Annotated in this window: 5 protein-coding genes and 1 pseudogene; 2 read left to right on the plus strand and 4 right to left on the minus strand. The window is 44.7% G+C overall.

All coding sequences use genetic code 11. The features are described 5' to 3' along the window. Positions 1-65: 65 nt before the first annotated feature. Complete coding sequence (locus tag QGP82_RS25010; protein ID WP_499061362.1) at positions 66-2,081, minus strand: mechanosensitive ion channel family protein; 2,016 nt, start codon at positions 2,079-2,081, stop codon at positions 66-68. A gap of 820 nt (positions 2,082-2,901) precedes the next feature. Between QGP82_RS25010 and QGP82_RS25015 the strand changes: the two genes are divergently transcribed. Both QGP82_RS25015 and QGP82_RS25020 read left to right on the plus strand, forming a co-directional pair. Continuing rightward, positions 2,902-4,236 (plus strand): stalk domain-containing protein, encoded by a 1,335-nt coding sequence (locus tag QGP82_RS25015; protein ID WP_499061363.1) that lies wholly within the window; start codon positions 2,902-2,904, stop codon positions 4,234-4,236. A gap of 31 nt (positions 4,237-4,267) precedes the next feature. Then, positions 4,268-4,459: pseudogene (locus tag QGP82_RS25020) on the plus strand (alcohol dehydrogenase); the annotation flags it as partial. 161 nt (positions 4,460-4,620) lie between these two features. Here the strand turns inward: QGP82_RS25020 and QGP82_RS25025 are convergent. The 3 genes from QGP82_RS25025 to QGP82_RS25035 all read right to left on the minus strand — a co-directional run bounded on the left by QGP82_RS25025 (position 4,621) and on the right by QGP82_RS25035 (position 13,210). Further along, on the minus strand, positions 4,621-7,152 hold the full coding sequence (locus QGP82_RS25025; RefSeq protein WP_499061364.1) for a CBS domain-containing protein: 2,532 nt from the start codon (positions 7,150-7,152) through the stop codon (positions 4,621-4,623). A gap of 458 nt (positions 7,153-7,610) precedes the next feature. Continuing rightward, positions 7,611-11,489 carry an nSTAND1 domain-containing NTPase gene (locus QGP82_RS25030; protein WP_499061365.1) on the minus strand — a complete coding sequence of 1,293 codons (3,879 nt, stop codon included), beginning with the start codon at positions 11,487-11,489 and terminating at the stop codon, positions 7,611-7,613. Then, positions 11,486-13,210: an SIR2 family protein gene (locus tag QGP82_RS25035; RefSeq protein WP_499061366.1), complete on the minus strand. Its 1,725-nt coding sequence runs from the start codon at positions 13,208-13,210 to the stop codon at positions 11,486-11,488. The genes QGP82_RS25030 and QGP82_RS25035 overlap by 4 nt, the downstream gene beginning before the upstream one ends. Positions 13,211-13,971 lie beyond the last annotated feature (761 nt).

Consider the following 13,971-nt stretch of genomic DNA (forward strand, 5'->3'; position numbering starts at 1 on the left):
AGGGAATTATAAATATAGTTAGACCAAAGCGGTTCTCTGTTCTGTTTTGTGTCATTGCCATGGGTCTATCTGGTGGCTTGACCAGGATCTATGCCATGGCCCAACACAATCTTGTGCTGCGGCAGACCAATCTGAATATTGGCCTTGTCAAAGGCTTGTTTAAGGCGCAGGCGAAACTCTCGTCCAACGGGCCATTGTTGCATCGCTTGGGTTTTGATCCATACTCGGATCAAGATACCAGCATGGGAGATGTGATCAACACCAAGAACAGAAGCGGGTTCTAGAATTTTGTCTTGCCATCGGGGATCGGCAAACAGGGTGTCAGCAACCGTGCGAATGAGCTCAAGGGCTTGCTTGATATCAGCGTCATAGGCAATCTCGATGGTGAAGTCAATCCGCGACCAGTCTTTAGTAAGGTTTGCAATAGTAGAGATTTGACCGTTTGGAATAGTAATCAATCGGCCTTCAGGATCGCGAAGTTGGGTCGTAAATAAACTCATGTGCTCGACTAGACCAGAATATTCGCCAATTGTAATCACATCTCCCAAGACAAATCGGTCGGTCCATAGAATTACCGCACCATTGAGCATATCTTGCAGGACATCTCGCGAAACAACGGCTGCTACAACTGCGATCGCACCAACACTAGCGAGTACCGTGGGATTAATCCCCAGAGCCTGGATAGTGAGGTAAATGCCAAGGGCTATAAAAAAAATAGTCGTGGCACTTTTGAGAGCAGGAGAATAGGTGCTAACGCGTAACGCAACCCGGCTGGAATTGGGATCATCGAGCTGGGTCACTTTCCCCCACTGATTGAGGTGATAGTCGATCTCAATGTCAACCACCGTGTCGAGCAGGCCCATCACTAGCCAGATAATAGGTACCCAAATTGCCTGGCTGAAGAGATAGGGGGCATAGGGTCGGGTCATCGGATATAGCCGTGCAATTACACCACCTGCTCCAAAGCCGGTACACACCTCTAACCAAAAGACCAAACGCACAACAAACTTTATCAGATTAAGCCGTTGCTTAAGTAGAGTTTGTTCTTTGAGAAATCCCGTAGAAAAGTTGATCCACAATTGATTCATCGACTGACCCGCCTCGGTTACTGCAATCAGCGGATTGAAGGCCCGATCAAAGCGAAGTTGGAGCGACTGCTGGGCCGATGGGTCGGCGGGGGGCTGAGTGGTCCCTGGGTTGCTAGACTCAGGGGCCACCGTAATTGACTGTTGGAGTTCTTTTTCTGACGCTTTGAGGCGTTTGCGCAGGGTACGCTTGCGACGACGCAACCAGCGACGCACATGCTCAAAGCTAGCGATAAGGAGAGCGGCCAAGGTAAGGACTGTGAGCATGATCAGCGGTCTCGCCCATGGGTACTGCTGATCAAATGATTGTTCCCATAGCCTATGGCTAAGGCCGTTGCGAATTTTCTCTTGCCAGTCTACGGCTAGAAGTTCTTTGTCTTGACCATTATGTAACGCATCAAACTCATTAACAGTCACTAAGGATTGCTGCTGGAGCCTATACTCTGGCTGAGCAGGCAAAAACACGACCGTCTGATCATTTTCAAACCCCACCTCCACCCTGGGGGTGCTTGGGTGCAGCTCAGTTCGTACTCGAAACAAGTCAATCCAGTAACTATTAACCGTTACCAAGGTTTTCTGAACCTCCTCCTGTTGCTGAACTGTGCGCAACACTTCCCGAAAGCTTCGCTGCACAAGCTTAGAACGGGTCTCGACATCCAGGGTTTGAGCATCTGGAGCGGCTACTTGAGTTGGGCCTGCGACGCTAAAACTAATCCCCGTTGAACCATAGAGGTAGACATTACTGCACATCAGCCTGCCGCAGGGGTACTCAGCATTAGGACGCCAACCAAAGACGGCTTCGGTCGGGTGGTTGGATTGTTGGACGATATGTGGCAATTGAGCAACCGCTGGAGAGGCAAGCAGCAGGACACTGCTAAAAGTGATGAGGGCGTAGAAGAGACGACATCGCAATGGGATAAAGGGCAAGAAAATGACTACGATATCAGTGTAACGAGGAAGTGATGACGGAACCAGCGGATACCTAACCGATGGCATGCTCAGGTTTATCACTCACGCAAACCGGACTGGGATAACTCAGATCTTGCACTAAGGTCGGTTGTGAAGCTCAAACCCACGTTGGGTTCAAAACCCAACGCTAATTGAAGGCTGTCCACTCAAGGGACAAGATTGGCTGGGCAGCTCTAAATAGAGAGCTTTTAGGGATTTTTTAACCGCTTGAGCGGTTTTGAGCCAGTTAGCCTTGCGACTTTGAGTCCAAGGCGGGTTAATGCTTCCTTGCCAGGTGCAAGATCTCAGATAAGGTAAAACCCAAGGACATTCTATTATTTGTTACGAATTATGTATTCCTAAAGCCCTGATGATGTAAGGCTGACAGATAACAACTTTCAACGGAGACTTGCTGAAAACCCGGTATGCATAGGATTTACTCTCAATGTCACCGATATCCTGACAGTTGTTTGACGTCTACACATAATCCTCATCTTTTTATTCAGGTATTGATGGGGTGAAGGCACTATTGTTAACAGTCCCAATCTGTTATGGGCGTTTCGCGCCACCAGGATACGGATGGGAAAATAGATCCATAACATCATAGGTGAGGGGAGTTTGCTAGCAGATATTATCCCCCAACAGTATACATAGCAATCTCTTTAGCTATCCTACTACACGGAACCAGTATCGGAAGTACTATAGAGGTTGGGTTAGACGACAATTACCCATCACAATAATTGACGTCTAATATGATGGAGATAGGTGTTGAAGGGGAGCTTATTTCATGAAGCCTCACAAAGGTATGACTTGCCTGGCATTGATGATAGCCACAACGGGGCCGATGGTATCTGGATGCACTAAGTTTATGGGCCAGTCTCAATTAGGTGTTGATAGGCATCCTTTGACGAGCGAGAAAACAACTGAAGCTCGCCAAATAATTGTTAATGGTGAAGAGGTTACAACTATTGTTACTCAGCCAGATGGATTTGCAGGATATGTCCCAATTATGCCTATTGTAGAAGCGTTGGGAGGAACATACATTTGGGATAAAGCGACTCAAACTGTTATTGTTGAGCAACAAGATGAGATGGACATCACATTTAGAGTGGGTGATCTAAATGTGATGCGAAATGGATATCCACTTCGTATTCGTGAATTCCCCCAAATAATTGATGATCAGGTTTGGGTGCCTGGATATAACTGGCTGCCGGGGAGTGCCATATCTAGGATGTTTGACGTTGATTATGCCAACTGGGATCAGTCTGAGAAAGTATATCGAATCTATCGATTCCCTGAACCTGACCAGGTTCAGACCGATTTAGAAGATGCGGCTGTCGCAGCAGTGAAACAGTATCTTCAGACACAGCACATTGAACTGACAAGATCCCCATCGGAATTGTCTCAATCACCACAAGACATTCTCATTGAGAGTGTTCAGCAGCTTTCAGAGTCGGGTACAGTTAATAATGGCTTGGTAAAGGTAGTTGTTAGCTTTTCAACAACCTATCAGCCTATACCTGAAGAGGCTTGGTTGTTTAGCCAAGCAGGAAAGACACAGTATGAGCATAGCTATCTCGTCCGGATTAGAGAAGGTGAGCCTCATCTTGAACTGATTTCAGAGCAATCAGATCGAACTGGACTCGGTGCTCCCATTCCGCTTTTAGATGAATCTGATTTTTCTCGAATTACCGACGATTGGGAAGAAGAGAATTTTTATTCCCTTCCCGAGCTATTGGAGATACTTGACCATATGGTTACAGAAGTAGACCGTCCAAGCTTTTCGGAACTATTGACTAGAGTCACTACACAGAACTCATTTCATCTATCAGAATTGGATGACGCAGTGATATTGAGCTATTTTTCTGAGTCTGTTAGACGTAGTCCAGAATGGGAGATATTTCTGGAGCTAGAGGACTCTAAAGATCCTGCCTTTACAGTTCTGAGTGCATCTTCAATGGAAGACCAGATTACTGCAACTATCCTTGGCAACTGGACCGTAGATAGTGTCAATATGAGGCCTATTCTGTTGAATATTGAGTTATCTCAGAATAACAAGATTTGGAAAATTACTCGCATGGAAAATATTCGTCAATATAAGAATATCTATAGTCTAATGATGCTAGAACCTCAGCTCTATGAAGAAATTGCTGAACAGTTTGTTTTTAGGAAAGAAACGGATATTTCTCCTTTCTACTTATAATCTCAGGCAATATGTGTCAGAGGCATGAGATTTATGGGGAGAGCGGGCTATACGTTCGGCAGCTAATCTAACTCGACAAGACGGGGAAGATTTTTTAGCACTTGCCCCGCAGGTACCGATTAAAACAGAAGTGCAGGCATTTCCATTAAAGCAAGCAAATGAAGCATTAACGGCACTGAGGGCAGGCAAGATTCAGGGGGCGGCAGTTTTAGTGGTGTCATAGTCACCTTTCAAGCTGACAAGTGCAGCAGTAGGTGACTGTCGCTGTTGGTGAGATCGCAACGAGCGGCTATTAGATCTGCCTTTAGCTGTAATCACAAAACCTTGGATTGAAACAACATGACTCAAAGAGATTCTCATTTTATCCGGAAGGTAGCTAGTTGCTCATTCAGAAGTGCGAAGTACCTTGTGTAAAGTGTTGAGCAAAGACTCTGTAGCATAGGGCTTGAGTAAAAACGACTCGACATCAATGCTGAGGGTGGTAGCTAGATTACTATCCGAAGGCAAGCCACTAGTGGCAATAATCTTTACCTGAGGATTCATTTTTTGTAAGGTTTTGATAGCAGTGGGGCCATTCATCTGGGGCATCATCATATCCATTAAGACCACTGCAATATCTTGTTGGTGTTCAGCAAAAGTGGCGATCGCATCAATCCCATCATAGGCTGTTAAGACTTCGTAGTGATAGGTTTCTAACCATCGTTTAGTCACCTCACGGATAGGAGCTTCATCATCTACCACCAAGATTAACTCCCCTTGTCCCTGAGGTAAGTTCTCTTCGACAGTGGGTAACGTCTCAGAGGCCTCAGACGCTGGCAGATAAATCTGAAATCGACTCCCTCGGTCAACTTCACTGTAAATCTTTAAAAATCCACCGTGGCTTTTAACAATGCTGATAGCGGTAGAGAGTCCCAATCCGGTACCTTGACCCAATTCTTTTGTTGTAAAAAAAGGATCAAAAATCTGATCGATAATGTCTGGTGAAATACCTTCACCGGTATCCTCTACGCTAATGATTAAGTAAGAGCCCACATTGGCCTCTAAGTTCACCCGAGCATAGTTGTCATCGGCGTGAAAATTTTGGGCCACTACGGTCAACTTTCCTCCATTGGGCATAGCATCCCGAGCGTTGACACAGAGGTTCATCAATACCTGATGAAGTTGGGTCGCATCTCCATAAATGGTCCAGAGATCCGATTCAAGTCGGCTATTAATGCTAATCGATTTAGGAAACGTTTGCTGGGCTATTTGTAGCACCTCTCGAATGAGATGCTTGATCTGTAGTGCACCGCGTTCTCCTTCTAGACCCCGTGAGAACGAGAGCACCTGGTTAACCATATCAACCCCTCGCTGGGTACTCGATTGCAGCACCTCAATCAGCCGCAGTGCCTGGGTATTATCTGGGCGAATCAGCATCGGTAATAGCTTGGCAACTCCTAAAATTGGCGTCAGGATGTTGTTTAAGTCATGGGCAATACCACCTGCCAGGGTGCCAATGCTTTCTAGACGTTGGGCACGTAAGAACTGACGCTCTAGCTGTTTTTTGTCGGTGATGTCTGTATTGACAACCAAGATTGACTGGGGATATCCCGTATCCTCTTGCATGAGGGTCCAGCGGCTTGCGACTGTGATTTTTTGACCAGTTTTGGTCACCTGCTGGAGTTCTCCTTGCCACTGCCCTGTCTGATCGAGTGTTGTTTGGATGTCTTCAAATTCAGGCAGTGATTCACGATAGATTAGCTGATTAATGGTTTGTCCTAGGGCCTCGTCTACGGTCCACCCATATAAGCGTTCAGCGCCGCGATTCCAAAAGAGAATTTGTTGCTCAGGACCACGCACCATAATCGCATCAGTGGTCACATCCAGCAAAGCTGCTTGCGCCCGGATTGTTTGTTCGGCCTGTTGGCGCTCATGTTCCTTGGTGTCAAGTTCCTGTTCTAACTGGATAGTACAGTTCTGCAGCAGTCGGAGATTTTCTGTTTCTAACTCCGTCAGTTTATGTTGTAGCAGTTCTAAAATACCGTACATCTCCAATGGATCGAGTATCCTCAGAATATCGGTTTGAGTGATAACCCCCTGCAGCTCTCCCTGGTGGCTGGCTACTACCAAGCGTCGGACTAAGTGCGCCTGCATCTGTTGATGCACAGCCCAGAGCGAATCGTCTGGGTCCACCAGAAATAACGGGGTGCTCATGACTGCTTGCACCTCTAGTTGTTCTAGGTTGAATTCCATCATCCGAAACTGGACAATATCTCGCTCTGTAAGAATGCCAATCGGCAAGAGCTGCAAAGACTCCTTCTCCTGATCCGAGGCCCGGCGTGCTTCTGTAATCACAACGCAGCTGGTCTGATGCTTGGCCATCAGCTGAGCTAGCGCCATCACAGAGCTGGTGGGTGGCGCATGAATGACTTGTGTGCTCATCACCTCCTTCACCGACCGGATTCTCAGCAAATCGCTGGGTTCTAAGATTTCACGAATACTACGGAGCGTGACAATACCCAGGAGCTGGTCTTGTTCATCTAAAATCGGTAGATGACGAATCCGATGCTCACGAATCAGATTCAGGGCGACAAAAATGTCTTGAGTGCCTGTTATTTTGAGCGAGATTACCGACTGGGTCATGACGTCGGCAATGGTTAGATCGTCCTGTATCCTCCCATTGGCGATTAGAGTGACCACATCTCGCTCGGTAAAGATACCTAATAATTGCCCATCCGTCATGATTAGGACACAACTCGACTGTTTGACCTTAGCCGCAGGAGGCTGCGTCTCCGTTGCCGGTTCACCAAAGTTGCAATGGTTAACCCAAGCCTGATTCATCAAGCGGATGACCTCGGCAAGCGACGTAGATGGTTCGACAATCAGGGGCTCAGAATCAATTGCCTGTGACAGCATAAGGGGGGCGGGATTGCTCATTGGCTCAAGAAGAAGGTTGAAGGGGGCTCGAGTCGATGGGGTTGAGCTGTTGAGTTAGCCTAGGGGCATCTCAGAGTTGCGTTATGGCGGATAAAGTCTCTGGTTAATGTCCTTCTTAGATCATAGGTAAGGGGATAGTAGGCTGAGGAAGCAGTATGTTTAGAGCTTGTTTGGAAGTTGAATCCTGGGGCTAAATAACGTTTGCTCTAGCTAGAGTTGGTCTATGGGCGTTGAAAAAATAAATTCACATGAATCCAGATTTACATAACTTATCTTAAGTAATCCTACATAGTTCAGAGGAAGAGTGTAAGGATGTTAAGTTTTCTAAACCACTATGAACGATACTGGCAACAAGCCTTGAGAGAATTTTAGAGAATCTAGCAAGCTGTCGCACCCACCTGATCCGAATCAGAGCTAGAGGTGCAAACTAATTTGTCAGCTACCATGTTTGGAATTATCTAATGCTCCTTTATTTTATTGAGATATTCTCGATATTTTGAAGACAAGCCATATCTAATCGAGCCAGGCCCTTGTCCCGGATCGGTCATTTTAAGAAAACCTAGCAGGCGTAGTGTTTCTAGACGATAATAAGTTCCCTCATCACCCTTAGGCTTATTCAATGGTGTAGAAATATCTTCCTCAGCCGTATCTTTCTGGTCAGCATCCCTTTCCGCAATGACTTGCAAAACATATTTCTGACCCGAAAATAGCTGAGCTAGCTTGACTCGAAATTCACGCTCCAATTCACTGACTTCTTGTACGCGTACCCTCTCTGCCAAAGTACCTTCGCCAGGAGGCAGGTTGGAGCAGGTCTGCTCATAGGGAATATCAGGCCCCATAAACCATTGCCATTCCTTCTGGGTCAAGTTACGCTGCACCTTCTCACAGACCATATCGGCAAGTTGATCTGTGTCGATGATCCAATGGCGAACAGTATTGTCGTAGCTTCCTGAAATCAGTGTCTTACTGTCGGGATAGAACGCAACTGAAGTGACACTTTGTTCATGCCCTCTCAAAACAATGGGATCTTCATCTAAGTGGCGGAGGTTCCACATCCTTATGGTTTTGTCATAACTACCAGAGACCAGTCTTTTACCATCTGGGCTAAAAACCACTGAGCTCACCCAAAAATTATGTTCTTCAAGCTCTTTTAGGAGTGTAGGATGTACCTCGGTTTGGCTCAGATCCCATAATCTAATCGTTCGATCATCACTCCCTGAAGCGAGTGTCTGGCTATTTGGACTAAACGCTATTGACCAAACCCGAGCACTATGACCCTTTAGCACTATAGGAGCAACATTGGGTTGTTCATATAGTGAATCCCAGGACAGCCCATCCGTTTTACGTAGATCTAATAGTTTAATAGTTTTATCATAGCTAGCCGAAGCCAGCATTTGTCCATCCTGACTAAATGCGACTGATGTCACACTTTCTGATGCATGGGTCTCCATCTCTTCATGCTTCCACAAAATTGTGTCAATGGTTTGACCAGTAGCATCAGAATTTAACAGATCCCATAGTCGTACGGTGCCATCTTTTGACCAACTACCAGAGGCTAACCATCGACCGTCTGAACTAAACGCAACAGAACTGACCACGTCAAGATGGCCTCTAAGAATTTCAGGTTGTTGTACAGGGTTTTGAAAATCTCTCCAGAGTTTTATGGTTTGATCTTTACTACCTGATGCCAGCATTTGACTGGTTTGATCAAAAGCAACTACAAAGACCTTGTCATCATGTTCTCCAATGACTCTAGGTTGCACGTTTGGGTTACTCAGATCGTATAGTCTCACTGTCTTATCCCAACTACCTGAAGCTAACCAATGGCCATCTGGACTGACGGCGACTGATACAATATTATCTGTATGTTTTCCTATAATCCGAGAAATTTCCTTAGATGGATATAAATGCCAGAGTCTAATGGTTTTGTCCCAGCTACTAGAGGCTAATAGTTGATTGTCAGGACTAAAGGCCACTGCACTAACACCATAACTGTGACCTTTAAGTCTTTCTTTTAAGCGGCTAACTTTTTGATTGACAGCCGCCAGTTCCCATAAGCATATGGTCTGATCTTCACTACCTGAGGCTAACCACTGTCCATCTTGACTAAAAGCCACCGAATGCACACTGTCTTTATGAGCAAGTAATGTTTCGAGTTCTTCTACCTGTTTAAGATCCCTTAGATCCCAAAGAACAATATTCTTGTCCTCTCCTCCTGAAGCTAACCATTGTCCATCTGGGCTAAAAGCTACTGAACGCACTACATCAGCATGACGTATTAGGACTTTAAGGCATGTATTGTCACGAATATCCCAAAGATTGACTAGTTTATCTTTGCTACCGGAAGCAAGCAAATAGCCACTCTGTCTATCTGGACTAAACGCAACAGCTTTAACAGCCGCTTGATGGCCCCTGAGAACGGCTACAGATTCATCTTCTGATTGATTGTCTAAATTCCAGAGTTTGATTTTGCCGTCATCACTACCGGACGCTAATATTGTTCCATCCCAGTTAAAGGCTACTGACGTAATATTTTGATCATGGTGACCCAAAATTCGAGATGACAAATTAGATTGGTCTATATTTGACCATAAATGGATCGTACAATCAGCACCACTAGCCGCTAAAATCTTACCATCTGGACTAAACGCGAGCGTGTGAACATCGTGTTGCTGATTTTGCAAAATCTGAGGTGGATGAACGGTCGGTGAACGATGAAGATCCCACAGCCGAATAATACCGTTATAATCAGCTGAAGCTAGCATTTGAGGATTTTTGGGATTAAAGGCAAGGGCAGCAAAGCCAAACACACCTTTCTCATGGCTTCGCAGAATGTTACTGAAATATGAAATGGAGAGTATTTCTCGTAACGCTTCATCAATTTGATAAAGAACTTTGTTGCGCTCTCGCTTATAAAAGCAATAAGCTTGGCGAACCAATAAAGCAGCTTTCTCATCCTGCATAGATTTGATCTGACGTATCGACTGAGCTGGCAGACCTTCTTTAATCGCAAGGTTACGGCGATATTTTTCTTCATCTAGTAGGTATTGCTTGCGCCAGTCTAAAATTGGCTGAGCTAGAACATCATGAAAAATTTCATAACGCTCAGAATATGCATCAGATGATTTGCTAGTAGTTCGAAGAAGGCGTTGTTTTCCACTTGTTAGTTTCTCTAGTAATCTTCTTAGCCGAGTTTCAGGCCATTCTGTAATTCCGATTAAATCCTTTAAAGGATAAGCAATCTTACTTCCAGAAGGCGTTACCAGGTATTGAAAAATCCTTGCTATAACCACCAACGACGCTTCACCTTCCTCTTTCCGTAACAGGTCCATCTGTCGGCTGAGATGGTCACTGACAATTTTTTCAGCTCCCCCCATATCAAACAATGTTTGTAGTCTTAAAGAATTTGAACGCTTATTTTCTATTTCCTTCTTCCAAAGGTATTCCATTACCAGTTGCAAATAAGGAGCTTCAATCTGCTTCTCCAACTCCACTCTAGATTCCTTAGAAATACCACGACCATCACTACCGCCAAAGAACTGACTAACTTGATCAACGACAACCTTGACTAAGCTATCTTCAAGGGTAACTGTTGTTTTATCAGGTGATTGACGATTATAGACTTCAATCGGTTTGGAAATCGCATCATAGGCTGACTTGGCATCGAGATGGTCAATACGCAAGTAATTACTGAATATATTTGGGATACTTACCTTAAATCGATCTAGCTTTGCTAAAGCATCTTCACGGATAGAAATTAGAAAATTAACGGAGAGATCAGGACGATTAATGGCCCGAGGAAACTCCTCAGCAAATGTGCCCTTTCCTTTTTCATTAGGGTGATATAAAAAATACTCTTCAAACTGATCGAGAATGATAAATAACTCACCGCCACCCTCGTTTTCGTTGAGACGTTCTGCCCAACTCTCTAGCATTTGATTAAATCTTAATGATGGTGATAATGCTTCAAAGGTTTTTCCATTGAGCAGACTTTTAATTTCTTTTTCTATATGCTGAGTTAACGCTTCTAATGGGTTATCTTGCCAGGCATTAAATACAACTACGGCAAATTCAGGTGCACCAAACTCTACCAAATTCTTTCTTGCATCTTGTTGGAGATGATAAGCAACACCTGCCCGTAGCAGAGAACTCTTGCCTACACCACTAGCACCGTAGAGCAACGTTAGTCTGGTCGCCATCAAATTATCAGCGACAACTTCCCACTCACTCGCACGACCAAAGAAGAAGGGGGCATCGGTTTCAGAGTAATGGGCTAATCCTTTATAGGGAAGGGAAGATAGATCTGTGTTAGATATGCGGTTGCTGGCTCCACTCATAAATCCTGTCTCCTTTTAGCAGGGATATTCTTTACCCTCCGGTCTAGCTCAGCAATGTAGTCTTTTAGAGGCCAATCATGTACAACGATGTTGTAACTCTGCCAAAGCTTCTGAGCTAAGGGTCTTGGGCTTGCCTGGACCGCCCACCAGGCATCTCTTTTTTTTAGCCCCAAATTTTGCCAAATCCGGTGTAAGATAATCCGCTGATTCCAGTTACCCAAGAGATACCCTAAAAATAATACGTTCGTTCTTTTAGTACGTAGTTTTCCAAGTATTTTAGCGGGTAGTAAACTAGAGAGATCTCTAGAAACCAGATATTCGATATAATGCTCTTCAGTAATGACTAAACTCTCCCCTTCACTAATTTGATCTGCAGTGCCATAAAGTTTGAGTATTACGGGTCTTTCATCAAATGAGAGACCTTTATATTTATTGGGCTCTTGAATTTCTTGAGGGGGACCATCGGGTGGCTGATGTACAAATTTATCTCGCTCTTGGGCATCAATAGTGTTGGAATAAAATACTAAATCAAACGGCTCATTAGCATCTTCAAATGCTTGTTCTAATGCCCGGTCATAGTTGGTGGTCACGATGAGTGGATAGGGGGGATAATATCCCTTATCTCGCATGATAGCTGGCAGCCTGGCAAAGAACCGATGTAATTGGTTTGGCTGGCAACCGAGTTCAAGGCATTGCAGTCGGTCATACAGCTCACCTTCTTTCGTCAAATATGCATATTGAGATAAATATTGGAGCAGTCCTCCGCCCACATGCAAACGTCCTTTACCTTCACTGTCGGGATAGATTAAAATTGCATGCTCATGAATGACCTCATTAATCAGAGGATATTCTGTCGGTAATTCATCAGCATTGATCTCTGAGTCTTGATGAGCCAGCAGACGAATAACTTTTTCTGGCTGTGGCGGAAAGGTTTTGGCCAGATAGGCAGCGAGTTCTTTACCTGATGGTGGGTAGGGGCATTGAGGTCTCCAGGGTTCAAATTCGCCATCGCCTTGAATGGAGCGATCGCACAAATTAATATCCGATCCTAGAAAAGGAACTACTCGACCAGCAATAATCGCTTTTATAAGAGACTCGTAGTGAGCTTCCGAGCTTTCTGAGCCAGAATTTTCAGTTATGTTAGAGGGAGCTAAAAGCGACTTCCTCCCCTGATGAAGGACAGGCGTTGAATGTTCTGGCACCCCTACTAGCTGAATAGCAGTACAGCCTGACTTGTAAGCAAATTCAACTGAACGATCGGCACCTAAAGCACCATAGAAACCGACAGCAAATTCGATGGCAGCTGTATCACTAATAGCTTGCTCCATGCCAATCACATAGAGGACATGTTTAGCAATTTCCTCAGCCTGTATCTCTGAGTAGCAACCATTGAGAACAACACACTCCAACTTTTCAGAGAATAGATTAAATAAGGCAGCTAACGCTTCACCACTGACTAGCTTTGCCTGTCCGACTGTATCCTCAAAAATAAGTCCCTGGTCTTCTACGCCATATCCACAAAAATGAACAATTTGCGGCTCGACGTCTAACATTGCTTGCTGAATGTCTCGTGGACGTACGGCCCATCGCTGAAAAAGTTCAAACTGGTTATGATGTTTAGATCGCCGCAGACCCTCATCAATCTCCCGCACTTCTTCTTCCAGTCTGGTAGGCGAAGTACCAGTGGGATTTGCTGCCAAGATAAGAACTTTTCTAGCCATCTAAACATCTCCTGTAACTATTTTTTCAAGCGCACACTTGTCAGCGACCTGAAGAAAATATCAAAGATCTGCTTGTGCTAGGTTTTAGGCTTTAAACTTATCTAAACTGCACTTAGAGACACCAAAACATCATCCTAAAAGCACTAAAGCTAACTCTTAGGGGTTTCCATTAAGATGTAGATTTATATCAGAAAAAATGAAAAAGCTTAGTAGATCGATTGTTCGCTACTAAAACTATATATCGACCGACGGGGCCTTATCATCTTCCTCAAAAATACTTAACTCAAGCCATCCCTAAAACTTTAAAGCTGGCATGATTCCTTTTTCATGGTGATCCTTGGGGGGTATAAAAATCTCTATCCAACCCAGAAATAATGGGCAGGGATAGACGAAACACTGACTTGTTGCAGCGTCTGGTCTAAATTGAAACCAGGATTTAAACCATAAAACATCTTTTGAGCCGCCGCCCAGGGAGTCCGGTTAGGTAAAATCGGTGTTGTTCACGATTTGGGTTTAAGCCCATCGGTGCCCTTGGCTTTGAGACCCCCTATCCAATCCCAGAGCAAAATGTCGATGCCTGGATGGTGAGATCGCTACAGCCAAATATAATTACATTTGATTCCCATGACTAAAGTTACCTAAATTTAGGCCAAATAAAAGGCACGATGCTCAATGCCGAATCGCTGAACGTATTGCCAAAAGAGGAAAGGTGATGAACCCTTGAAAAACAAACCATCGTTTTTAAGGTGCATCACAATGGA

Source organism: Leptothoe sp. LEGE 181152, from assembly GCF_032906605.1.
Taxonomy (GTDB): domain Bacteria; phylum Cyanobacteriota; class Cyanobacteriia; order Phormidesmidales; family Phormidesmidaceae; genus Leptothoe; species Leptothoe turfae.